The organism is Burkholderia sp. 9777_1386 (assembly GCF_015712265.1).
Taxonomy (GTDB): domain Bacteria; phylum Pseudomonadota; class Gammaproteobacteria; order Burkholderiales; family Burkholderiaceae; genus Burkholderia; species Burkholderia cenocepacia.
Map to the genome: position 1 here is coordinate 17990 of NZ_JACCQB010000045.1, position 21909 is coordinate 39898.

At 65.3% G+C, this 21909-nt stretch carries 21 protein-coding genes and 1 pseudogene; 14 read left to right on the forward strand and 8 right to left on the reverse strand.

Annotated elements, in window-relative coordinates; all coding sequences use genetic code 11:
• Positions 1-56 precede the first annotated feature (56 nt).
• The 3 genes from H0X91_RS26600 (at position 57) to H0X91_RS26610 (ending at position 2652) form a co-directional block, all read left to right on the forward strand.
• Positions 57-1070 carry an LPD7 domain-containing protein gene (locus H0X91_RS26600; protein WP_185643678.1) on the forward strand — a complete coding sequence of 338 codons (1014 nt, stop codon included), beginning with the start codon at positions 57-59 and terminating at the stop codon, positions 1068-1070.
• A gap of 120 nt (positions 1071-1190) precedes the next feature.
• Positions 1191-1595, forward strand: coding sequence for a hypothetical protein (locus H0X91_RS26605; protein WP_230205738.1), 405 nt, complete (start codon positions 1191-1193; stop codon positions 1593-1595).
• Position 1596: 1 nt separating this feature from the next.
• Complete coding sequence (locus tag H0X91_RS26610) at positions 1597-2652, forward strand: relaxase/mobilization nuclease domain-containing protein (RefSeq protein ID WP_196433503.1); 1056 nt, start codon at positions 1597-1599, stop codon at positions 2650-2652.
• 512 nt (positions 2653-3164) lie between these two features.
• Here the strand turns inward: H0X91_RS26610 and H0X91_RS26620 are convergent.
• The 3 genes from H0X91_RS26620 to H0X91_RS26630 all read right to left on the reverse strand — a co-directional run bounded on the left by H0X91_RS26620 (position 3165) and on the right by H0X91_RS26630 (position 6369).
• The gene (locus H0X91_RS26620) at positions 3165-3974 is read right to left on the reverse strand and encodes a TlpA family protein disulfide reductase (protein ID WP_124633345.1); all 810 of its coding nucleotides are present in this window, start codon (positions 3972-3974) and stop codon (positions 3165-3167) included.
• A 579-nt stretch (positions 3975-4553) separates the two neighbouring features.
• Positions 4554-5144: a DUF4410 domain-containing protein gene (locus H0X91_RS26625; protein ID WP_034202893.1), complete on the reverse strand. Its 591-nt coding sequence runs from the start codon at positions 5142-5144 to the stop codon at positions 4554-4556.
• 220 nt (positions 5145-5364) lie between these two features.
• On the reverse strand, positions 5365-6369 hold the full coding sequence (locus tag H0X91_RS26630) for a hypothetical protein (RefSeq protein ID WP_196433504.1): 1005 nt from the start codon (positions 6367-6369) through the stop codon (positions 5365-5367).
• A gap of 183 nt (positions 6370-6552) precedes the next feature.
• Between H0X91_RS26630 and H0X91_RS26635 the strand changes: the two genes are divergently transcribed.
• The 3 genes from H0X91_RS26635 (at position 6553) to H0X91_RS26645 (ending at position 8068) form a co-directional block, all read left to right on the forward strand.
• The gene (locus H0X91_RS26635) at positions 6553-6804 is read left to right on the forward strand and encodes a type II toxin-antitoxin system Phd/YefM family antitoxin (RefSeq protein WP_124633346.1); all 252 of its coding nucleotides are present in this window, start codon (positions 6553-6555) and stop codon (positions 6802-6804) included.
• Positions 6804-7223 (forward strand): type II toxin-antitoxin system VapC family toxin, encoded by a 420-nt coding sequence (locus H0X91_RS26640; protein ID WP_196433505.1) that lies wholly within the window; start codon positions 6804-6806, stop codon positions 7221-7223. Before H0X91_RS26635 ends, H0X91_RS26640 begins: the two co-directional genes overlap by 1 nt.
• A 119-nt stretch (positions 7224-7342) precedes the next feature.
• Positions 7343-8068 carry a class I SAM-dependent methyltransferase gene (locus tag H0X91_RS26645; protein WP_060265443.1) on the forward strand — a complete coding sequence of 242 codons (726 nt, stop codon included), beginning with the start codon at positions 7343-7345 and terminating at the stop codon, positions 8066-8068.
• Positions 8069-8230: 162 nt separating this feature from the next.
• On the opposite strand, the gene H0X91_RS26650 is transcribed toward H0X91_RS26645, so the two are convergent.
• Together H0X91_RS26650 and H0X91_RS26655 are read right to left on the reverse strand one after the other, a co-directional pair.
• Positions 8231-8695 (reverse strand): hypothetical protein, encoded by a 465-nt coding sequence (locus H0X91_RS26650; RefSeq protein WP_012493077.1) that lies wholly within the window; start codon positions 8693-8695, stop codon positions 8231-8233.
• Between the two features lie 78 nt (positions 8696-8773).
• Entirely contained in the window at positions 8774-9175 is a 402-nt protein-coding gene (locus tag H0X91_RS26655; RefSeq protein ID WP_077021669.1) for a hypothetical protein, read from the reverse strand.
• 167 nt (positions 9176-9342) lie between these two features.
• Between H0X91_RS26655 and H0X91_RS26660 the strand changes: the two genes are divergently transcribed.
• Positions 9343-9666 (forward strand): helix-turn-helix domain-containing protein, encoded by a 324-nt coding sequence (locus H0X91_RS26660; protein ID WP_227743184.1) that lies wholly within the window; start codon positions 9343-9345, stop codon positions 9664-9666.
• Between the two features lie 273 nt (positions 9667-9939).
• Here H0X91_RS26660 and H0X91_RS26665 read toward each other — a convergent pair.
• Positions 9940-10414, reverse strand: a pseudogene (locus H0X91_RS26665) (GNAT family N-acetyltransferase).
• Between the two features lie 235 nt (positions 10415-10649).
• Between H0X91_RS26665 and H0X91_RS26670 the strand changes: the two are divergent.
• Complete coding sequence (locus H0X91_RS26670; RefSeq protein WP_196433506.1) at positions 10650-12314, forward strand: ABC transporter ATP-binding protein; 1665 nt, start codon at positions 10650-10652, stop codon at positions 12312-12314.
• 18 nt (positions 12315-12332) lie between these two features.
• Here H0X91_RS26670 and H0X91_RS26675 read toward each other — a convergent pair whose 3' ends face one another.
• The gene (locus H0X91_RS26675) at positions 12333-13370 is read right to left on the reverse strand and encodes an aldo/keto reductase (RefSeq protein WP_034202889.1); all 1038 of its coding nucleotides are present in this window, start codon (positions 13368-13370) and stop codon (positions 12333-12335) included.
• A 127-nt stretch (positions 13371-13497) separates the two neighbouring features.
• Between H0X91_RS26675 and H0X91_RS26680 the strand changes: the two genes are divergently transcribed.
• The 3 genes from H0X91_RS26680 (at position 13498) to H0X91_RS26690 (ending at position 16228) form a co-directional block, all read left to right on the forward strand.
• On the forward strand, positions 13498-14379 hold the full coding sequence (locus H0X91_RS26680; RefSeq protein ID WP_006494625.1) for a LysR family transcriptional regulator: 882 nt from the start codon (positions 13498-13500) through the stop codon (positions 14377-14379).
• A gap of 176 nt (positions 14380-14555) precedes the next feature.
• On the forward strand, positions 14556-14855 hold the full coding sequence (locus H0X91_RS26685; RefSeq protein WP_006488445.1) for an ArsR/SmtB family transcription factor: 300 nt from the start codon (positions 14556-14558) through the stop codon (positions 14853-14855).
• 20 nt (positions 14856-14875) lie between these two features.
• Positions 14876-16228 carry a pyridoxal phosphate-dependent decarboxylase family protein gene (locus H0X91_RS26690; protein ID WP_196433507.1) on the forward strand — a complete coding sequence of 451 codons (1353 nt, stop codon included), beginning with the start codon at positions 14876-14878 and terminating at the stop codon, positions 16226-16228.
• A 3-nt stretch (positions 16229-16231) separates the two neighbouring features.
• On the opposite strand, the gene H0X91_RS26695 is transcribed toward H0X91_RS26690, so the two are convergent.
• Positions 16232-17149, reverse strand: coding sequence for a LysR family transcriptional regulator (locus H0X91_RS26695; protein WP_006488454.1), 918 nt, complete (start codon positions 17147-17149; stop codon positions 16232-16234).
• A gap of 144 nt (positions 17150-17293) precedes the next feature.
• Between H0X91_RS26695 and H0X91_RS26700 the strand changes: the two genes are divergently transcribed.
• From H0X91_RS26700 to H0X91_RS26710, 3 genes are all read left to right on the forward strand, one after another.
• Positions 17294-18517, forward strand: a complete 1224-nt coding sequence (locus H0X91_RS26700) for a Zn-dependent hydrolase (RefSeq protein ID WP_006488437.1) — start codon at positions 17294-17296, stop codon at positions 18515-18517.
• Between the two features lie 119 nt (positions 18518-18636).
• The gene (locus tag H0X91_RS26705) at positions 18637-19104 is read left to right on the forward strand and encodes a cupin domain-containing protein (protein WP_006488377.1); all 468 of its coding nucleotides are present in this window, start codon (positions 18637-18639) and stop codon (positions 19102-19104) included.
• Between the two features lie 326 nt (positions 19105-19430).
• On the forward strand, positions 19431-21896 hold the full coding sequence (locus H0X91_RS26710) for a GH92 family glycosyl hydrolase (RefSeq protein ID WP_006493304.1): 2466 nt from the start codon (positions 19431-19433) through the stop codon (positions 21894-21896).
• Positions 21897-21909: the final 13 nt, after the last annotated feature.

Genomic DNA, 21909 nt, shown 5'->3' on the forward strand with positions numbered 1-21909 from the left:
TATGGATGGTGACGCCGCGCAGCTGAGCATTGCGCGACGCATAACCGGTGAGGTACATGATGGATGATACCCAGTCGCCGGCGCTTTTCGCACCTAGTGCGGACTTCGCCATGAACGCCATCGAGCCTGAATGGACTGCGGACGTCGACATAGCGCGACGTCGTCCGTCGGACCGCTTTCCGGCACAACAATTCGGCTACCTCGCAATGCTTGCGCGTCGGTGCAGCGAGTTTGATGCGGCGCGCGCCCTGCTACGAGAGCAGGCTGGTGGCAGCCGCTTCGAAGCGGGGCGTGACGATGCAGGCACTGATGGTGTGTCCGATACCGGCGCGATAAATTCGGTGCCGAAGTTCACGGAGATCGCAGACGCGCCAGAGCGAGTTAGGCGAAGCTACCTGCGCGCCGGCAGTCAATATTTCCTGAAGGAGGCCCCGTACCCTCTGGCATTCGAGGATCGGGGGCGATATCTCGTCACGATGCAAACTCGTACAGACATTGTTGCTTCCATGATGGATATGGTGCAGGCGAAGGCGTGGACGCGCATTCGCGTGTCGGGGCACGACGCCTTTTGCCGCGAAGTATGGCTGCAGGCCGTTTCAATCGGTATTGAGGTAAGCGGGTACACACCGAAGCCTGCCGACCTAGCGCGCCTTTCTGAGTTGAACGCGCCCACGGAGCACACACGCGATCGCGACTCCGAGCGTCCTGTGTTGCAGCCGCAAGTAGGGACGACTGCAACGCCTGCGGGTGCCCGCGACGAAAGTCCAGACCGTCGCATGGGCGCACCGGTGCGCCACTCGAGAGCGCTGGACGATGAGATTCAGCTCGCCGTGATTGTGGCGGCTATGCGCGAGCAGGGTTTCAGTGATCGTTCGGTCGATCGTGTTAAGCGTCGCGCTGTGCGCATGCTCGACGCGCTTCACGCTGAGGGCGTCGAGCTTCCCCGACCTCGCGTGTTCGATCCGACGGCTCCTTCCGCGCGAGCGGAAAAGGACGAACCCCAGCAATCGTCTGCCCCGTCGCGAGAAATCAATCACGCACCCGCCATGCAGTTGCCTGGCCAACGGTAGACGAACATGGGATCGCGAAACCGAGCGCGCATTGCGGTCGAACTGGGCGCGCTAAAGCCTTTGTGGCAGGCACGATGTGCGCAAAACGGGGTGAGCGCCGGTGAGGGCATCAGGCGGCTCGTGGCCGAAGCACTGGACATTGCCCATGACCCGCCGGACACGGCCGCAATACTTTCGATGCCGAGCGAGCCGTTTGTACGGATCGGTGTGGGTCTGATGCCGGCCGAGTTGCAATGTATCAAAGGGCTGGCCCATGTCCAGGGGTTCACCGCCAATCGATGGATTGCTGCGTTAATTCGCGCGCATCTGACCGGAGAGCCGCAACTGGGAAACCGGGAGATGATGCTGCTTGCGGAATCGAATCGGCAGCTCGCCGCGATTCGTACGCGACTGGGTGAGCTCGCGCGCGACACGGGCGAGGGCCACCACGTGCCCGATTGGGAGCACGCGCGCGCCATGATCCTTACACATCTGCGTTTTGTCGCACAGTTGCTGCAAACCAACCTGGACCGATGGAGCCGTTGACATGCCGTTTCCCAGACAGTACGTCGATGCGCTGCTCGTCAACTGGGGCGATCGACTGTTTCACGATCCGCTACGGCATGTGCGCGCCCCGCATCTGCCCGGCGTGGCATTGCCGCGCGATGCGCGGCGTCTGCGCGAACGGCTGGCTTTGACGCTTCGGCGCGCGCTCGAGGTCATGGTCAAGATTACCAACAAAGCATCAGGCGCACAGGGCATGGGTGCGGTGCGTCGACACCTGCAATATATTTCACGCGATGGCCATGTCGAGTTGGAAGACCAGGACGCGCGCGTGTTGATCGGAGACGCTGCCCTGCAGGACCTCTTTGACGAATGGCGATGGGGTGGTTGGGGGATGCCGGAGGAGAGCCGGCGTCGGGAAACCTTTAATCTGATGCTATCAATGCCGGCGGGCACGGACCGCGCGGCCGTCCGAGAGGCGTCAAGGGCGTTCGCGCGCGAGATATTCGGCGACGGACGATTGTACGTGTTCGCACAGCACGATGACCAGCCGCATCCGCACGTACATCTGTGTGTTCGGGTGCGTGGTCCTGACGGGCGGTGTCTGAATCCGCGCAAGCGGGACCTGCGCACATGGCGCGAGGTATTTGCGCGACAGTTGCGCGAACACGGGGTCGATGCGAACGCAACGCCGAGGCTGGCGCGCGGTGAGACACAACGCTTTCCGACGCAGGCCGTGGTACGAATGCAGTCTCGTGGAGTTGCCCCGCGTTTTTACCGATCGGTGCTGGATGAGCGGGCGCAAATGGCGTTATGGGATGCGCATATCGAAACATTGGCAGTCTGGCGTGGGGTCGCGCAAGCATTGGCCCATTCCGGTATCCCTGAAGACCGAACCATGGCAATGGCTATTGTGAATTTTGTGCAGCACATGCCGGCGAGGCAATTGGAGCCCGGCGCTACCCGACTCGACTCGGCCACCACGTGCTCACATCGTGCCCCCCCTCATGAGCACAGGTATATCGCTCGCTTCAAGGGTAAGCAGCGCAGTGTTGATGACAGGCCACCCGAACCGGATCCGCTATTTGACCGAGATTGATCGCCTTTCCGTCAGCCGTGTTTGGGTGTCGGGTGCGCGATTCTGCACGCATGACGTATGCTGCCGCGAACGGCGATTCGTGTGCACACACTGTTGGTTCACGGGTGTCGTGCGATTGTGGTACCGCGGCTGATGGGCACTGGGTAACGTGATGGCGTCCGTCGGCCTGACCGGTTCGCGACGTAGACCGGCGCCGTCAGTGTTCACGTATGCAGAGCTTGCATCTGCTTTCGCGCATGCTCTGGCCTGGCGTCGAAGTCACGCGGCTTCATGTCGAGCCCTTAGGCGTAGGCAGATTCCATATCGGCAATGCCCATCAGGCGGAGCGCGGCATACAGATACGGAGTGAAGGCATCCGTCTCCTGGCCGATGTGCAGGCCGTCGCGCGAGTTGGCCACGATCGCGCTGACACCTTCGACGAGGCTTATCGGATAGGTCTTCGTGTACCGATTTGTCGCGCTCGAAGCTCGGAAGTGATGAAGCGGCGTCGCTTCCCGATCCGCCGCCGGGCATTACTGCCCGAAGCGCTGCGTGACGGTGTCCTTCAGGCGCGCTGCAGTCAGCTCGCCCATGTGCGATTCGACGAGCTCGCCTTTCGCGTTGAAGAACAGCGTGGTCGGCAGTCCACGCGAGCCATACGCATGCATCGCGTGCAGCGACGGATCGAGCAGCACGTGATCGAAACGCAGGCTCTGCTGCTCGAGGAACGCACGCACGGCGTGCGCGTTTTCTCCCTGGTTGAGCATCAGCACCGTGATGCCCGGATGGTCGCGCTGCGCCTGTTCGAGGATCGGCATCTCGCGCCGGCACGGTGCGCACCACGTCGCCCACAGGTTCACGACGACCGGCTTGCCGACGAAGCCCGCCGGCATCACGGGCGTCGAATCGAGCGCCTGGAGCGGCATCGCGGCAAGCGGCGGCGCGCCCCGCTGCAACGTCGCCAGCGTACCTTGCGCTATGCCCCACGCGCCTAGGCCCGCGACGATGCCGGCTAGCACCGGCCGACGCAGCGCCGGCAGGCGGCGCAGGCGCCAGGCTGCGAACACCAGCGCGGCCGCGATACCGATGCGCGCGTCGAAGCCCCCATCGCCGAGCGCGACGATCGCGCGCGGCGACGCCGCATAGTCCGGCCACCATTGCGCGACATAAGCGACCCGCGCCGCAATCAATCCGAGCAACAGCACGTCGAGGATCAGGCTCGACGCGCTCTTGTGATGCCCATCAGGCGGACGGCGCTGGATGAGGTGCGCGACGAGCCACGCCAGCAGCGCGGCGACAGCTACCGCGACGACGCGGATCGAGAAGGGACCAATGCTCAGCATGCGATGGGAAAAATGGACGTGATCGAGCGGGACAGGAGCGCAGGTGGGCCGTCGCAGTGCTCAAGCCTTCGACGGTCGTGCGGTGTTTCGACCGGTTGGCGCGTATGGGGGTTCCCTCAGAGAACGTAACGGCGTATTGCGGGTCGCGATGAGTGCCCCGGGGCAGCTCACGAGGGCGTGACGTTCACGCCAGCTTGCAGCGAATCAGACCAGTCTGATGGTCAACGGCATACCGTTCATCAACAATACGCAGACCGGTTTGGTGTGGTGTCCACCGGTATCCCGCCTAGGGATCTCTCCTTGCCGGCCGCTCCGCTCGCGAGCGGCCGCTTTTTTGCTGTCATGCGTGCGCGCGTGAATGCCTTGTGGCGGTCGGTGGGCGCGGCCGCACTCCGATGCATATCGGCTGATTTAACGGAATAGGACCGCTGCCAGATGCGAGCACCGGGCATTCACTCGCGCATTGCAGGACGCATGATGGTCGGTTCGTGACCGGCGAGGCAGTGCGTTGATGGCAGCACCGGGTCTGCCGCCATGGCCCGACGGGCCGCACATCCGCGATCCGTCGGGCGGCGGGCCTTACAGCCTCTTCGACGCTGCCGGTGCCGCGTCGCCTTGCGTGGCCGCGGCCGTCGGATCGAGCGTCGCGAGCGTCTTCTCGGTGAATTTCTCATATAGCCAGTCCATGCGCATGCTGTCGATTCCGGCGATACCGCCGAGCGCATACGACGCCGACACCTTGAAGTGGTCGACCGGATGATTGTCGGCATCGGTGAACGTGACGGTGCCGTCGACGTAATCGCTGCCGGCCATGAAGCCGAACATGACGGCCGAGAAACTTGAGCGCACGCGAATGCCAGTGACTTTGACATTCAGGTGCATCGCATCCGTTGCATCCGCCTTGGCCAGCAGCTTGCGTGCGTCCAATGCGTGTTCGATTTTCTCCTGCAGTTTCTTTGCGTCGAACTTCAGGTTGTCTTTCAACGCTTCCTGCGCGGCATTGTCGAGCGTGACCGTCACGATCACGGGCTTCTTGCCGAATGGGGTCGTTGATGCGGTCACGGCGGCCCCGGCCGTATCGCTGGCGTCGCGCGTCACGCTGCTGGCGCAGCCCGACAGGAAGCCGATCGTCACGAATGCCAGAGCGGCATGGCGGATAAGAGATTTCATGATTTGGTCTTTGATTGAGGTTATTGGAATGGGCTCTGTGGCCGAGCGGGAATCTAGCACGGAGCGATTCCATTCAAATCGTCGAATAGATCGAAAATCGATGCGGTGTTTGGTCGACGCGGCGCGATTGACCGAGGAATGGTCGAAATAATGGGCAGTGCGTGATGAACGGCGGTGGAGATCCGCTATAGCTTGCGCGGCGGCGTCTCTTGGCTCGCGGTTATTGGCCGTTGCCCGACACCGCTTCGCCCAATCGATACGCGGTAAAGAACTCGTACCACGGCGACCCTTGCGCGACCGGTACGCCAAGCGCCGCCGTCCGCTGTTTCAGCGCACCGAATACATCGCCGATGAGCGCATTCAGCGTCCTGTCGCGAAATGGAACCGGTTGCGTCCGCCCCGCCGCGAACGCGCCATACGCGATCGCCAGCAGGAGGGCGCGGTCGTCGGTGCCCGCGATCGTCGCGTTGATCGTTTCGACGAAGCGTGGCCGGTCTTCGTCGCGCGCAGCGGACAGGCACAGGAACACGATCGCCGACAGTTCATGCCGGTCCTTCACCCGCAGCAGCGCGGGCAGCCCTGCAACGATCCGTTCCACCGGTTCGTCGCGCAGCGCATCGCCGAAGTCGAGCACGGCGGTCATCGGGTTCGTGTCGGCTTTCAGGCGGTCGAGCGCCGGTTGTGGGGTGGACGACGCGCCGTCCTGCGCCTCAGCGGGCGCGGACCGCAACGCATCGGCCACCTGCTGCGTCCACTCCGGAAAGATCATCCGCACGTTGCCGAACTGCTCGCCGCCTTCCGCGGACGGATTCCAACGATAGACGATCGTGCCGCCGCGAATGAACGGCGAATACAGATGCTCGGCCGTTTGCGGTAGCGGCCGCCGGTTGATCGGCAGCCACGCGAGCGTGAGCCAGTCGTAGCGACCCGTCGCGGGCACCGCCGGGCTCGAACTCGCGACGACCTGCCACGTGCCGCGATTCGCATAGCGGCGGCGCGCGTCGGGTACCGGGACGGTCTGACCTTTCGCGGTGTCGAAATACGTCGTGCCGGTGACGTTCGCGCCGCTGTCTGCGGCCGGCGTGATGACGGAGATGACCCACGACGCGCCGTCCGCCGAACGGTAGTCGGACGGCCGCAGCGTCGCCACATCGTGCACCATACGTGTTTCCGCCGCGACGGGGCTCGGCGGGGCATCGGCGGGCACGGCATAGATACTCGGCATCGATTTTCCTCGGAATCGGTGCGCATCGTCGAGCGGAGGCGATGCGCGGCGGTGCGGATTGTTTCTCGTAACTGTAGGACGTTGCTACCGGCATCGCGAGGAACCCGCCGCACAGGGCGACGAATGACACGGAATCATATATTGTAGTAACAAACCTACATATATGGCTTCCAGGAGTTCATCGTGAGCATCACCACGCTCTCGAGTCGTGAACTCAACCAGGACGTGACCAAGGCAAAGAAGGCGACAAAGGACGGCCCCGTGTTCATTACCGATCGCGGCAGGCCGGCCCATGTGCTGCTGAGTTTCGAGGAATACCAACGTCTCACCCGGCAGCAGCGCAACATTGCCGACGCGCTCGCCATGCCCGGTGTCGGGGACGTCGAATTCGACCCGCCACGCGCGAACGTCAAGATCAAGGAGGTCGATTTCTGATGATGTTAGTTCTCGATACCAATGTGGTTTGGGAACTCCGGAAAGTGCGGGCGGGCAAGGCGGACAGGAACATGGCGGCCTGGTGTTCGACCGTCGATGCGTCGGTGCTGTTCGTCTCGGCGATCACGATCATGGAGCTGGAGGCAGGTATCTTGCAGATCGAGCGCAGAGATGCGGGACAGGGGGCGCTTCTCAGGGCATGGCTTGACGGGCACGTCCTGCCCGAGTTCGCTGGTCGCGTGTTACCGGTCGATACTGCTGTCGCCCAACGATGCGCACGGCTTCATGTGCGGGACCGGCGATCCGAGCGGGACGCGCTCATTGCAGCGACGGCGATCGTGCATGGCATGACCGTCGTGACGCGCAACGTTGCCGATTTCGTTGAAACCGGTGTCGCGATTCTGAATCCGTGGGATTGAGCGAACCAATCGACTTGCTCCCGACGGAAAGCGGATTCCGCTTGCACGCAATCGCGTCGATGCGCTTCGGCTTACCATGCGCATCTTGGGCCTACGACGCAGACCGATCGGGAGCACGCATGACCGACACGAAAGCCATTACCGAACACTGGACGCGGGTCGCCGACCAATGGATTGGCTGGGCCGGCAAGCCGGGCCACGATGCGTTCTGGAAATATCGCGCGGGGCTCGCGGCCTACATCGGTCGCGGCACGGGCGTCGCGCTGGAGGTCGGCTGCGGCGAAGGCCGCGTGAGCCGTGAGTTGAAGGCGCTCGGTTACGACGTGACCGCGAGCGACGCGGTGCCCGCGATGCTCGACGCGGCGCGCCACGCGGATTCCGCGCATCGCTATCAACTCGCCGACGCGGCGGCGCTGCCGTTCGACGCGGCCAGCTTCGATCTCGTGATGGCGTACAACGTGCTGATGGATCTCGACGACATGCCGCGCGCGTTGAACGAGGCGCGCCGCGTGCTGAAGCCGGACGGGACGCTATTCATCTCGATCGTGCATCCGTTCCGCGATCGCGGCGCCTTTGCCGGGCCACAGCCCGATGCGCCGTTCGTGCTGACGGGCAGCTATTTCGGGCGCGAGCATTTCGACGGCGTGGAAACGCGTGACGGGCTGTCGATGCATTTCGCGGGATGGTCGCTGCCGCTGCAGGCGTACATGCAGGCGCTGGAAGCGGCCGGGTTCGCGATCGTGTCGTTGCGCGAACCGCCGCCCGATCATGCCGATACGGATCAGTTGAAGCAGTGGGCGCGCGTGCCGCTGTTTCTGTGGATCAAGGCTCGGCCATTGCGTTGAGCGCGTGCGACTGATAGGCGACGCGGATGCTTCGCGCGATTTTCAATTCGAATGTGTGACCGACTCATCGCGCGCACCTATGCTGAACGAGCGCGAGTCGGCACCGTGCTTTCGCGCCTCGACATCTTATACTCGCAGCGTGTCCGCAACGCTGAACTTGCGTTACACAACCTGCTGATCGTCGCTGGTCTCGATCGAAACAGACAAGAACTGCTTGCCACGCGCTGGTGCACCCGCCGGTTCCAGTCGCAAGAGAAAATCGAAATATCGCTCCGGGAGCTTTCCAAGTTGTTCCTGGATCGCTGCCAGCTTGATGAGGCACTGGGCGTCCCAGTTCATTCCGACAACAAGCTCGCTCGTCACGCCGTTCCACTCGCTAAGTAGAATAGAGGCCGCACGAGCATGCTCTTCGGCGAAGCGTTCGATGCGTTGTTCGATGTAACGCGCATCGTCACGCATCAACGTACCCGAGATACACAATGAAACGGTATGCGCGACGGCGTCGTGTTTCACGTACACGCTGGCGATACCGCTCAGGTGCCGGGATACCCGATCGAGTTGTTCATCGTCCAAGTCGTCCTGGACGGACAGTGCGCCTGAGAGGCTGTACGGTGCGGGCTCTTCCATTGCGAACCTCCAGAGGTTGGGGGGAAATCAATGTCCCGATTGGGCCTAGAATTCCAGCTTTTAGCTAGGCTAGGCGGATTATCCGAGCGGAGCTGCCAGTACCTGAGTGTTTTGAGCATCAGAATGTGGCGGCGTAGACGTGTGATGCCGGACGTATTCTGTCGCCGGACCTTTCAACCGCTCGACATGTCGGCCCGGCGCGAGAGACATGAGAGATCGTTCCCCGAACCGTATGCGACTGAATACGGCGACGGTCCGGGCCCACTTCTGGGAGAATTCTTTCAATTTTCCTTCAATGGAGGTGACTTCTTGATCGGTAAGTGCACCGCGAAGGCGGATCATGACCGAATGCGTGACGGCGTCGGTGACGCAGTAGACGGTCGCGGAAGCGGGCAAGCTCTGCGCGAACTGCTGTGCGTGATTGCGTCGGAAGTGACCGACGACGGAGAGTGCGCCGCAGATTTCATAGGTGGAAGTCATAACGCCTCCTGTGAGAGAGCGACGGCATTGTCAGATGCATCTCGCTACCGTCGGTATCCGATCGACCATACCTGCCATGTTATGTATCAAATGAGCATATGTCAATAAAAATGAATCAACCGGATATATTTTCCGTACGCCTGAGGCTGGAGCGAAAGCGACTGGGGATGAACCAGACCGAATTCGCGGCGGCGGGAGGCGTTCAACAACATGCGCAGGTCAACTACGAAAAAGGGGCGAGGCTTCCGGACGTGAGTTATCTGGTGGGGATCGCGGACTTGGGTGTAGATGTCCAGTATTTGCTGACTGGCCGTACGTCCGACCCCGTAACTTTGGCGCTAACCAGCGACGAAGAACTGCTCCTCGCGGGCTTTCGAGAACTGAAGCTGCGAGAAAGGCGCGGGGTGCTGGCGCTCGTGGCTGCGATCAATGGTACGCCGACGGAACGACCGGGGACGGACAAGCCGTCGGATGAGACCGAGGGCGTTTGATTTCGTGGGACATGCGAGGAGCGTATAGCCGAAATTTGAGGCCGCAGAGCAGGGGAATGGCCGATCAACAGGATTAATCTGCCCCCATTATTGGCGACGAAAACTGAGACATCGAAATGGTGTCCCCGAGGATACAAAAATCCGGTGAAAGGACGAATTTGTATCCCGCGGGCTACCCGGGGTTGGGGGCCATGTCCCCCCGACGGTCGGGGTGCACGTGGCGGGTCGTCGATGCGTTGAATGAGAGTGAGTTGAATACCCGATCAACTGTACTCAGCGCGGAAGCATCTTTCTGTAAATCCTGCCGTTCGTGCCGCGCCGGTGTCGTCGGGCGCGCTGCGCTGTGTGATCCGTCGCGTGCGTCTGCCAGCCAGTGCACGTATTCGGCACGATGTCGGCGCGCGGCGTCGTACACCGCTTCGATCAGCGCGCGGCCGACACCTTTGCCGTGTTCGCTGTCGAGCGTGGACAGATCCTGCAGATAGCAGGACGGCCCGACGTGCGTCGTGCTGCGGTGGCGCAGGAATGCGCGAACCCGACCGGCCTGCCGTGACGCTCCGCGACCAGCGCGAACACCGGTTCGTAGCCGTCGAAGGAGCGCGACCACGTGAGCTGCGTGATGTGCGGCGGTAGCGTGGCGTCGAAGCGGCTATCGAAGAAGCGGTTGTGATCCCATTGCGGCAGCCATTGATCGTAGTCGTCTACTCCCAACCACGCGTACAGTCAGGCCGGTATCGGCAACGTTCATGTTCGTGAGCCTTTCGAGGAGGGAAGAGCGTTGCCGGCCAGACCGGTCGCGGGGCGCAACGACAAGAGGGCAGGGGCACGATGGGGGGGCCGCGGTGCTCGCGTTTTCTGATGTCACAGCGCAACTGCATGCGGCTACCGTCGTGCAGCCCGAACGGTGCGGTGGGCTTTCTTTCAGTCTGCTAGACTTTTTGGCCGCCTGTCGCCATCCGGGCCGCGCCCCGGTCCATTGCGCCATGAACGAACACCACGCACCGAATCCGATCACCGAGGTGCTGCGCGCCTACTGGAAGGCCGATCGCTGGATGTTACTGACGGTTGCGGCCGTCGTCGTGCTGTCGAGTGCCACCGCCGTTGCCGCTCCGTATCTGTTCTCGCGCCTGATCGACGCGCTGTCGCATCGCGGCGCGCTGCACGCGCTCATGGCGGGCTTCGTGGTCTACGCGGTGCTGCTGGGCCTGTCCAGCGCGCTGCAACGCGTCGTGCAGTACCTCGCCTTCATGACGTCCGGGAATCTGGGATTCATCACCAGCACGCGCTTTTTCGAGCGTGTCCTGAAGAAAACCACGGCGTTCTTCGTCGAACACAATCCCACCGAAATCCAGAGCGCGAATACGCGCGGCAGCCGCGCGCTGGCGGTGCTCGTGCAGCTTGCGCTGATGGATTTGATCCCCGGCACGCTCCAGATCGTCTTCACCCTCGTCACGCTGGGCGCAATGATCAACCTCGAAGTGGCGGCCATCACCGCTGCGTATGGCGCGATCGCGGTGACGATCGCGATCGTTTCCGCGCGGCGCTCGCGGGTGTACCTGGATCGCGCGATCGAGGCCGGGCAGGACAATGCGCGGTTCGTCGGCGGCGCGATCAACGCGATGGAGACGCTCCGGCATTTCGGCAGCCACCGCTGGATGAGCGAGCGTTTCGCGGAGAAGGCGCGCGCCGAGCGCGACAACTGGCGCGCCTACGTGATGCAGCACGTAGGTTTTCTTGCGCTGCTGGGGCTCGGCCTCGCAGTCCAGTTCTCGGTAACGTTCTGGCTGCTGTTGCCGCGTCATGCGGCCGGCGCGCTGTCGATCGGCGACATCGTGCTGTTCAACACGCTGCTGCTGCAACTGAACCTGCCGTTCGACATGCTCGCGCGCTCGATCGACGAGAGTGTGCGCTCCCGCGCCGCACTCGTGCCGTTCACCGCGCTCTGGACGGCGCCCGAGGAGCGGCAGGTGTCGCACGCGTCGGCGTTCGTGCCGCGCGAAGGGCGCATCGTGTTCGAGCGCGTCGGCTATGCATACGGCAACGGGCGCGGCGTGCGCGACGTCGATTTCGTGGCCGAGCGCGGCGGCATCACGTTCATTGTCGGCGAAACCGGCGCGGGGAAGTCCACTGTCTTCAGGCTGGCGTTGAAGTCGATCGAGCCGACCGCCGGGCGCATTCTCGTCGACGGTGTCGATCTCGCGACGATCGACCGTGCCGACTGGTACGGCGCGGTGGCCATCGTGCCGCAGGACGTCGTGCTGCTGAACGAAAGCCTGGAGGACAACATCCTGCTCGGCCGGCCACGCGATGCGCGGCGCTTGCGTGACGCGGCCGCGAAGGCCACGATCCTGCCGTTCATCGAGGGCTTGCCGGACGGGCTTCGCACGACGGTCGGCGAGCGCGGGCTGAAACTGTCCGGCGGCGAGCGTCAGCGCATCGCAATCGCCCGCGCGCTGTACGGCGATCCGACCGTGCTGTTTCTCGACGAGGCGAGTTCCGCGCTCGACGAAGCCACCGAGCGCGACATCATGGAGCACGTGCGGCTGCTGGCGCGCGACGTCACGGTGATCGCGATCACGCACCGGCGCTCGGTCATCGGACCGACCGACAAGGTCGTGCGGCTTGGCACGGCCCGCGTGCCGGCCTGATGCCCGTACCTCCACGACTTACCCGCGCATCGGCGGATTGAGCCGCGCGAACGCCGCTTGCCGGCGATACGGGAAGTACGGATACGGCGCTTCCACCGCGCTTGCCGCATCGAGTTTCGCGACCTGCGCATCGGTCAGCGCCCAGCCGACCGCGCCGAGGTTCTGCCGCAACTGTTCCTCGTTGCGCGCGCCGACGATCACCGACGACACGGTCGGCCGCTGCAGCAGCCAGTTCAATGCGATTTGCGGCACCGTCTTGCCGGTTTCCTCCGCGATCGCATCGAGCGCATCGACCACGTCGTACAGGCGCGCGTCGTCGACCGGCGGCCCGTAGCTGGCCGTTTCATGCAGCCGGCTGCCTTCGGGTAGCGGCGCATTGCGCCGGATCTTGCCGGTGAGCCGCCCCCAGCCGAGCGGGCTCCACACCAGCGCGCCGAGGCCCTGGTCCGCGCCGAGCGGCATCAGGTCCCATTCGTAGTCGCGGCCGACGAGCGAGTAGTACACCTGGTTCGCCACGTAGCGCGACCAGCCATGCCGGTCGGCCGCCGCGAGCGACTTCATGATCTGCCAGCCGGCGAAATTCGACACGCCGATGTAGCGCAGCTTGCCCGCGCGCACGAGATCGTCGAGCGTCGACATCACTTCCTCGACCGGCGTGCCGGCGTCGAACGCATGGAGTTGCAGCAGGTCGATGTAGTCGGTGTCGAGCCGGCGCAGCGCGTCGTCGACGGCGCGCACCAGCCGTGCGCGCGACGTGCCGGCGTCGTTCGGGCCGTCGCCGGTCGGCAGGCCCGTCTTGGTCGAGATCAGCACCTGGTCGCGGCGCCCCTTGAGCGCGGCGCCGAGCACCCGCTCGGACGCGCCGTCGGAATACACGTCGGCCGTGTCGAACAGGTTGACGCCGGCGTCGAGGCAGATGTCGATCAGGCGGCGCGCTTCGTCGACGTCGGTATTGCCCCATGCACTGAACAGCGGACCGGTGCCGCCGAAGGTGCCGGCGCCGAAGCTCAGCACGGGGACCTGGAGGCCGGAGCGGCCGAGCGTGCGGTATTCCATCTGCGTTTCCTTTCGTCGTATGGGCGCGGCGCGGCCGCGGATCGATCGTCAGGCGATCAATGTACCGTTTGCGCCTTTCCCGGATAATCCAGAGGATGGCGAAAATATCCTTCGGAAGGGGCGAATAATGCTGCTCGACAACCTCGCGCTATTCCTGCGCATCGTGGAGAAGGGCGGGCTGGCCGCCGCGGGTCGCGAGGTCGGTCTGTCGCCGGCCACGGTGTCCGAGCGGCTGACGGCGCTCGAGCGTCACTACGGCGCGGCGCTGCTCACTCGCACGACGCGCGCGATCAGCCTGACCGACGAGGGCCGCACGCTGGTGGACGGCGCGCGACGCCTGCTGGCCGAGGCCGACGAACTCGAAAGCCGCGTGCGGCTGGGCGTGCAGACGCTGTCGGGGCCGGTGCGGCTCAGTGCGCCGGCCGATCTCGGGCGCGAGCGCGTCGTGCCCGTCGTCGACGCATTCCTGGCCGACCATCCGGGCGTGACGGTCGACCTGCATCTCGGCGACGGGTATGTCGACCTCGTCGGGCAGGGGCTCGATTTCGCGATCCGCCGCGGCACGCTGGCCGACAGTTCGTTGCGCAGCCGTTCGCTCGGCCGTGCGCGGCGCGTGGTGTGCGCGTCGCCCGCGTATCTCGCCGCACATGGCACGCCAATGCATCCGGACGAACTCGCCGCGCACGACTGCATCGTGATGCGCTTCGGCCAGGAGCTGTATGCCGAATGGCCGTTCGGCATCGACGGCGTATTGAAGCGCGTGGTGGTGCGTGGCCGGCGCGTCGCCAACGACGGGGCGCTCGTGCGCGCGTGGTGCATCGCGGGGCACGGCATCGCGCTGAAGTCGCTGGTCGACGTCGAGCGCGATCTGGCGTCGGGCGCGCTCGTCGAGATCCTTCGAGACTTCTCGCCGGGCGAAGTCGATCTGCAGATCGTCTATCCGGGGCGTGCGGCGCAGCCGCGGCGTGTGCGGGCGTTGATCGACAGGCTGGCACAGGCGCTGGCCTGAAGCACGTTGCCTGACGCGCTTCGAGCGGTTGAAGCGGCGATCTCGCTGCGATCACATCGAATGTGCGCCGGTGCATGCCGGCGAACGTCGTCATGCGTCGAAATCCCCCTTCGACTGCATTGCCCACATTTCGTCATTTAGCTAATATTCAAAACGTTAAACGAATCCACACCCCCATGGACGACGTCACCCGCCTCAGCGCGCTCGCCAACGAAAGCCGTCTGGCCGTGATGCGCTGGCTCAGGCAACCGCGCAAGCATTTCCCGCCGCAGCCGCATGGTGACGTCGACGAGCTCGGCGTGTGCTGCACGTACATCACCGAGAAGCTCGGCATCGCGCCGGCCACGACCACGCGCCACATGCGCATCCTCGCGGATGCCGGGCTCGTGCAGGCGACCCGCGTCGGCAAGTTCACGTACTACAAGCGGATCGACGGCGCGCTGCAGCGGCTCGGCCGCGATCTCTCGCAACTCTGACCCTGACCGAGGCAACCGACATGGACGAACTTTCCCTGCTGGCCGACGCCGACCGGCGCGCGCACGCGTATCTGGCTGCAACGAACGAGCGGCGCGCGTTTCCCGACGCGGCCGCACTCGCCGGCCTCGCCGCATTCGACGAGCCGCTGCCCGATGCAGGCCGCCCGGCCGACGACGTGCTGCGCCTGCTCGACGAGCACGGCACGCCCGCGACGGTCGCATCGAACGGCCCGAACTACTTCGGCTTCGTGATCGGCGCGACGCTGCCGGCCGCGGCGGCGGCCGAGCGGCTGATGCTCGCGTGGGACCAGTGCGCGTCGTCGTATGCGAATTCGCCGGTGGCCGCGACGCTCGAGCGCCAGGCCGCGCGCTGGGTCGTCGATGCGCTCGGGTTGCCCGAAGGCAGCGCGGTCGGCTTCGGCACGAGCGCGACGGCCTGCACGCTCGTCGCGCTGGTGGCCGCGCGGCGCGCGCTGCTGGCGCGCAAGGGCTGGGATATCGACGAGGACGGGCTGATCGGCGCGCCGGAAGTGAAAGTCGTGATCTCCGCGCTCGCGCACATCACGGTGAAGAAGGCGCTGCGCGTGCTCGGCTTCGGGATGAAGCGCATCGTCGTCGCGCCGGTCGATACGCACGGCCGGATCGACCCGGCGCAGTTGCCGCCGCTCGACGACATGACCATTTTCTGCGTGCAGGCGGGCGAAGTGAACACCGGCGAATTCGATCCGTTCGCGGCGTTGAATCCGCCCGCGAAGGCGGCCGGCGCGTGGGTGCACGTCGACGGCGCGTTCGGCCTGTGGGCGCGCGCGTCGTCGAAGCGCGCGCTGACGGACGGCGTCGACGGCGCGGACAGCTGGACGACCGACGGTCACAAATGGCTCAACACGCCGTACGACGGCGCGATGGTGATCTGTCGCGACGCGGCCGCGCTCGCCACCGCGATGAACAGCGACGCCGTCTACCTGAGCGGCGCGCACGATGCGCAGAAGAACCTGAACCTCGAATTCTCGCGACGCGCGCGCGGCATTCCCGTGTGGGCCGCGCTGCGCTCGCTCGGCCGCGCCGGCGTCGCGACGATGGTCGAGCGGCATTGCGCGCAGGCGGCGCGGGTCGCGGACGGCCTGCGTGCGGCCGGCTACGACGTGCTGAACCGCGTCGTGCTGAACCAGGTGCTCGTGCGCGCCGGCACCGACGAGGAAACGGCGGCGATCCTCGAAGCCGCGCAGGCGTCGGGCGACGTGTGGTTCGGCGCGACCGTGTGGCAGGGGCGGCCGGCGTTCCGGATCAGCGTGTCGTCGTGGCGCACCGAGGACGCGCACATCGATCGTCTCGTCGCGTTGCTGACGAAGCTGCGCGGCGTGCACGTGGGTTGAGCGTCACGCGTCGTCCGCGGCCGACACGGTTGCGGACGCACCCTTCAGGCACTCGATGAAGTGCAGTGCGGCCGGCGTCAGCAACGCATGCCGCCGCATCACGATCGCGACCGTCAGCGCCGGCATCGGCTCGGCGAGATTCAACGCGACGATCCCGCGCGACTGGCGTTCGACCTCGGCGAGCGGTCGCGCGAACACGCCGAGCGCCTCCGTCTGCGACACGAGCCCGAGCGTCGCGGCAAACGATGGGCAGTGCACCACGCGTTTCGGTACGTCGAGGCCGAACGGCATGAAGATCGAGCGGATCAGGTCGTCGCCGCCTTCGCCGTAGCGCGGCACGCACCAGTGCGCATCGACGAGCTCGCGCAACGAGCGGGCCCGCGCGAGCCGATGCCGGCTTCGCGCGACGACCGCGAACGCCGTGCGGAACAACGGAATGCTCGCGAATTCGTCCGGGTCCGGCAGCGCGTTCGACAGTTGGTGCGTGACGATGAAGTCGAGCGAGCCGTCGCGCAGCCGCGCGAGGTCCGTCGCGGTCAGTGCATCGTCGACGTTCAGCGTCGCGCCGGGCAGGTCGCGCGTGAAGGCCGCGAACGCGCGCGGCAGGATCGTCAACGCGACGGTCGGGCTGACCGCGATCGATACCGAGCCGGTCGTGCCAAGCCGCAACTGCTCGATCTCGTCGCGCGTGCGCTGGATCTCCTCGACGATCAGCCGCGCGCGAATCGCGAATGCGCTGCCGTAATCGGTCAGCGCGATCCCCTTGACGCTGCGCACGACGAGCGGCACGCCCAGCTCGTGTTCGAGCTCGCGCACGATGCCGCTGACGGCCGGCTGCGTGACGCCGAGCGCACGCGCCGCACCGCGAATGGTGCGATGCTCGGCGACCGCGAGAAACGCATCGAGTTGCTTGAGCTTCATGGGCGATCGATCCAGTGAGAAAGAAAGCACGGGGGGCCGGGTGGAACGCCGGGTGACAAGTAAAAATTATCGTCCACAACGAAATCTTGGATTTTTCTTATTGGGTCGAGTGTATATGCTCGGTGCTTTTCAGGAGCGGCGACGATGATGCGCGTGAACCAGCAGAGACTGTGGGATTCGCTGATGGAGATGGCGACGATCGGCGCGACCGCGCACGGCGGCAGTTGCCGGCTCGCGCTGAGTGACGACGATGCGCAAGGCCGGCGCCGCTTCATCGCATGGTGCGAGGCCGCGGGCTGCGAAATCCGCATCGATCCGATCGGCAACGTGTTCGCGCGCCGGCCCGGCACGCAGCCCGGCTTGCCGGCCGTGATGTGCGGCAGCCATCTCGACACCCAGCCGCTCGGCGGCCGCTTCGACGGCGTCTATGGCGTGCTCGCGGGCCTCGAGGCGATCCGCACGCTGAACGAGCACGGCATCGCGACGCGGCACCCGATCGACGTCGTCGCGTGGACCAATGAGGAGGGCTCGCGCTTCACGCCGGGCATGATGGGCTCGGCCGTCTATGCAGGCGCGCTCGATCTCGACTACGCCCTGACGCGCCCGTGCATGCAGACGGGCGTGCTGCTGCGCGACGAACTCGAACGCACCGGTTTCGCCGGCACCGCGCGCGAGCGACAGATGCCGAAAGCGTATTTCGAAGCGCATATCGAGCAGGGGCCGGTGCTGGAGCAGGCCGGCTTGCCGATCGGCGTCGTGACGGGGGTGCAGGGCATTTACGAGCTCGACGTCACTGTGACCGGCTTCGAGTCGCATGCGGGCACGACGCCGATGAGCGTGCGCCGCGACGCGATGGGCGTGGCGGCCGCGATGATCGCCGCGATCGTCGAGCACGGCCATGCGTTCGATGCCGATGCGCGCGTGACCGTCGGCCATGTCGCGTGCGAGCCGAATTCACCGAGCACGATACCGGGCAAGGTGCGCTTCAGCGTCGACGTGCGCCACCCGTCGCGGCCGGCGCTGCAGCAACTCGTCGCCGATATCGAGGCGATCTGCATGGAGCGCACCGCGCTGCGTGGCACGCGCGTGCAGGTGCAGACGATCGCCGAATACGCGCCGGTGGTGTTCGATGCGGACTGCGTCGCGCGCGTGCGGCAGGCGACGGCCGCGGCCGGCTATCCATACCTGGAGATGTGCAGCGGCGCGGGGCACGACGCGGTGAACCTGTCATACGTCGCGCCGTCCGCGATGGTGTTCGTGCCGTGCAAGGCCGGGCTCAGCCACAACGAAGCGGAAGATGCCGATCCGGTGCACCTCGCGCACGGCGCGTCGGTGCTCGCGAACCTGCTGGCCGATTGCGCGCGTTGACTGCGTCGCCGGGTGCGGTTCGGCGCGCCCTTGCCAGCGTGAAAATGTCGGACAATGGCCGCTGCGCGCGCCGCGCCGGCGCTGCGTTCAACCGAAGCATTCACGCTTGCGAGATCCCCATGTCGACTCCCTTTCCCCGGGAACTGCTGAAGGCCGCCGATATCGCGAAGATGGAACCGACGCGCGCGGTGCATTCGCTCAATCCCAATGCCGTTCGTCTCAAGCGCCCGCTCAGCGACCTGACCGGGCTGACCCAATTCGGCGTTCACCTGCTCACGCTGATGCCCGGTCACGAATCGGCCGAATATCACCGCCACCTGTACGAAGAGGAATTCGTGTACGTGCTGTCCGGCACCGGCGCGGTGACGATCGGCGAGCACGCCAGCGAAATCGGGCCCGGCGATTTCATCGGCTTTCCGCGCGGCGGTGACGCGCATACGGTGCAGAACACCGGCGATGCGCCGCTGGAGCTGCTCGTCGGCGGCCAGCGGCTCGAGCACGACGTGTGCGAATACCCGCGCATCGGCAAGCGGCTTTATATCGCGGGCGAGCTCGAGGAGTATGTCGAGCTGCCGAAACAGCCGTAATGGCGAATTGCATTCGCCGTGACGGATTCCGTATAAAAATCGAATCAATCGCCTTTTGTTTAGATAAACAAAATAAAAATTCGTAAAAACACGGGGTAGAGAAAACGCGTTTATTTGGGCACGCTGGTGTCCATTGTCCGTTTCTGGGCGCCGGTATTTCGATAGGTCGGCGCAGCTTTTTTCGGATACCAGAATGCGGAAATAAATACGCGCCCGGCATTTTCGACCGATTGCGCGGGTGCGCGACAAGTCACGAAAAGATTCCTGATCGAAAGCTCAGTAGTTCGAACCAACGGCTTGATTCAAGAACGAAACGGAGACAGGCGATGTCGAGGAACTGGGGGTTGGGAACGGCGCTGCTGGCGCTGTGCGTGGCCGTGGCTTCTTGCGGCGGCGATGGCGATTCGCCGTCGGCCGTGGCGGCGAACATGTCGACGTCCGCGCAGTCGCAGGGCAATGAGAACGGCAACGGCGGCAACGACAACAGCAACGGCAACGAAAGCGGCAACGAAGCGGCAAGGAAAAACGCCGACATCCGCGTCGTCCAGTACGTCAACCCGCTGATCGGCACCGACTACGCGACCGACCAGCCGGCCGACCCGGTCGGCTCGGGTCTCGGCGGCGGCACGTTCCCCGGGCCGACGGTGCCGTTCGGGATGATGCAGTGGAGCCCGATGACGCCCACCGCGCAATACGACGGGCGCAAGGGCGACGGCTCCGGTTTCTCCGGCGGCTACTGGTACGGCGACACGTCGATCAACGCATTCAGCATCCTGCATCTGAGCGGCACCGGCTGCTGGGCGAACGGCGGCTACCTGAACGTGATGCCGCAGCTCGCGCCCGGCGACGCCGGCACGCCGGCCACGTTCGATCACGCGAACGAAACCGCGCAGGCCGGCTATTACGGCGTCACGCTCGGCAACGGCATCAAGGCCGAGCTGACGACGACGTTGCGCACCGGCTTCGCGCGCTTCACGTACCCGGCGCTCGCGCAGGGCCAGCAGGCGACGATCGCGATCGATCCGACCGTGCTGAACAACCGCGCGCAAGGCACGACGAGTGACACGGTCAGCCAGGTCGGCGACCGCGCGCTGTCGGGCACGATCGCGGGCGGCGGATTCTGCTGGGCCGGACATGCGGTGCCCGTCTACTACTACGCGGAATTCAGCCAGCCGTTCGCGGCGAAGCCGGCGCTGTCGAACAACCGCCCAGTCACGCTGACCTTCAACGTCGACAGCAAGCATCCGGACGTGATGATGAAGCTCGGCATCTCGTTCGTCAGCGAAGCGAACGCGAAGGCGAACCTGCGTGCGGAGAATCCGGCAACGGATGCGCGAGGCGAACGGAACTGGCGTTTCGACAAGGTGCGCCGCGCGGCGAGCGCCGCATGGAACGCCCGCCTGAACGCGATCCAGGTCGCGGGCGGCAGCGATGCCGACAAGACCAAGTTCTATACCGCGCTGTATCACGCGTCGCTGCATCCGAACGTGTTCAACGACGTGAACGGCCAGTATCCGGATTTCTACGCGTCGAACGGCGCATCGACCGCGCCGACGCGTCGGGTCGAAAACGGCCGCACGATGTACGCGAATTTCTCCGGCTGGGACATCGACCGTTCGTTCATCCAGTTGCAGGCGCTGCTCGATCCGGTGCGCACCAGCGACATCGTGCAGTCGCTCGTGCTCGATGCGAAGGCCTGTGGCGCGTTCCCGCGCTGGGCGTACTTCAATACGGAGACGGCCGTGATGCCCGGCGATGCGGGCTCGATCATCACGGCGAACGCGTATGCGTTCGGCGCTACGCACTTCGATACGCAGGCCGCGCTGTCGATCATGAAGGCCAGCACCGCGCCGGGTGCCGCGTGCGCGGGCACGCCGGTGATGGGCAGCCGCGCGGACTACGACCGGCTCGGCTACGTGCCCGCATCGGGCAGCGGCGACAACCAGAGCGCGTCGAACACGCTCGAATACGCCCTGCGCGATTTCGCGGTGTCGCGCTTCGCGACGGCGCTTGGCGACACGGCGACGGCCGGCGCGCTGCTGAAGTCGAGCGGCAACTGGCAACACCTGTTCGATCGCGGCGCGATCCGGCCGAAGACGTCAGCCGGCGCGTGGGTCACCGACGGATCGGGCTTCATGGAAGGCAATGCCGAGCAATACACGTGGTACGTGCCGCACGATCTCGCCGGCGTGATCGCGCAGGCGGGCGGCGCCGCGCCGGTCGTCAAGCGGCTCGACACGTTCTTCACGCACCTGAACATCGGCACCGAGCAGCCGTATTTCTACGTCGGCAACGAAGTGACGATGGCCGTGCCGTGGGTCTACGCGTGGGCCGGCGCGCCGTCGCATACGCAGCGCGTGCTGCACGCGTCGCTCGCCAACGCATTTGGCCCCGGCGCGGCGGGGCTGCCCGGCAACGACGATCTCGGCGCACTGTCCGGCTGGTACGTGTGGGCCGCGCTCGGTCTCTACCCGGTCGTGCCGGGTGTGAGCGGCGTTGCGCTGTCGAGCCCGCAGTTCGAGGCGATCACGGTGCGCGTCGGGCAGCAGGACGGCAGCTACCGCCTGCTGCACATCGCCGCGCCGGGCGCGGGTTCGGGCGACAGCGCGTCGTTCTACGTGAAGTCGCTGAAGCTGAACGGCACGTCGTGGCCCGCCGCGTGGCTGCCGCTCGAGCACATCGCGAAGGGCGGGAAGCTGACGTATGCGATGACGGCGGATGCGAGCGCCGCGACGTGGGGCGCCGATGCATCCGCGATGCCGTCGTTCCCGCGGGCGGCGGGCGCGCAATAGGGCGGGAGGATCG

What these genes read in the sequence shown, in the direction of transcription:
- H0X91_RS26600 (WP_185643678.1), top strand. Translation starts at nt 57, where the DNA reads ATGATGGATGATACCCAGTCGCCGGCGCTTTTCGCACCTAGTGCGGAC.
- H0X91_RS26610 (WP_196433503.1), top strand. Translation starts at nt 1,597, where the DNA reads ATGCCGTTTCCCAGACAGTACGTCGATGCGCTGCTCGTCAACTGGGGC.
- H0X91_RS26620 (WP_124633345.1), bottom strand. Translation starts at nt 3,974, where the DNA reads ATGCTGAGCATTGGTCCCTTCTCGATCCGCGTCGTCGCGGTAGCTGTC.
- H0X91_RS26625 (WP_034202893.1), bottom strand. Translation starts at nt 5,144, where the DNA reads ATGAAATCTCTTATCCGCCATGCCGCTCTGGCATTCGTGACGATCGGC.
- H0X91_RS26630 (WP_196433504.1), bottom strand. Translation starts at nt 6,369, where the DNA reads ATGCCGAGTATCTATGCCGTGCCCGCCGATGCCCCGCCGAGCCCCGTC.
- H0X91_RS26640 (WP_196433505.1), top strand. Translation starts at nt 6,804, where the DNA reads ATGATGTTAGTTCTCGATACCAATGTGGTTTGGGAACTCCGGAAAGTG.
- H0X91_RS26645 (WP_060265443.1), top strand. Translation starts at nt 7,343, where the DNA reads ATGACCGACACGAAAGCCATTACCGAACACTGGACGCGGGTCGCCGAC.
- H0X91_RS26650 (WP_012493077.1), bottom strand. Translation starts at nt 8,695, where the DNA reads ATGGAAGAGCCCGCACCGTACAGCCTCTCAGGCGCACTGTCCGTCCAG.
- H0X91_RS26655 (WP_077021669.1), bottom strand. Translation starts at nt 9,175, where the DNA reads ATGACTTCCACCTATGAAATCTGCGGCGCACTCTCCGTCGTCGGTCAC.
- H0X91_RS26660 (WP_227743184.1), top strand. Translation starts at nt 9,343, where the DNA reads ATGAACCAGACCGAATTCGCGGCGGCGGGAGGCGTTCAACAACATGCG.
- H0X91_RS26670 (WP_196433506.1), top strand. Translation starts at nt 10,650, where the DNA reads ATGAACGAACACCACGCACCGAATCCGATCACCGAGGTGCTGCGCGCC.
- H0X91_RS26675 (WP_034202889.1), bottom strand. Translation starts at nt 13,370, where the DNA reads ATGGAATACCGCACGCTCGGCCGCTCCGGCCTCCAGGTCCCCGTGCTG.
- H0X91_RS26680 (WP_006494625.1), top strand. Translation starts at nt 13,498, where the DNA reads ATGCTGCTCGACAACCTCGCGCTATTCCTGCGCATCGTGGAGAAGGGC.
- H0X91_RS26685 (WP_006488445.1), top strand. Translation starts at nt 14,556, where the DNA reads ATGGACGACGTCACCCGCCTCAGCGCGCTCGCCAACGAAAGCCGTCTG.
- H0X91_RS26690 (WP_196433507.1), top strand. Translation starts at nt 14,876, where the DNA reads ATGGACGAACTTTCCCTGCTGGCCGACGCCGACCGGCGCGCGCACGCG.
- H0X91_RS26695 (WP_006488454.1), bottom strand. Translation starts at nt 17,149, where the DNA reads ATGAAGCTCAAGCAACTCGATGCGTTTCTCGCGGTCGCCGAGCATCGC.
- H0X91_RS26700 (WP_006488437.1), top strand. Translation starts at nt 17,294, where the DNA reads ATGATGCGCGTGAACCAGCAGAGACTGTGGGATTCGCTGATGGAGATG.
- H0X91_RS26705 (WP_006488377.1), top strand. Translation starts at nt 18,637, where the DNA reads ATGTCGACTCCCTTTCCCCGGGAACTGCTGAAGGCCGCCGATATCGCG.
- H0X91_RS26710 (WP_006493304.1), top strand. Translation starts at nt 19,431, where the DNA reads ATGTCGAGGAACTGGGGGTTGGGAACGGCGCTGCTGGCGCTGTGCGTG.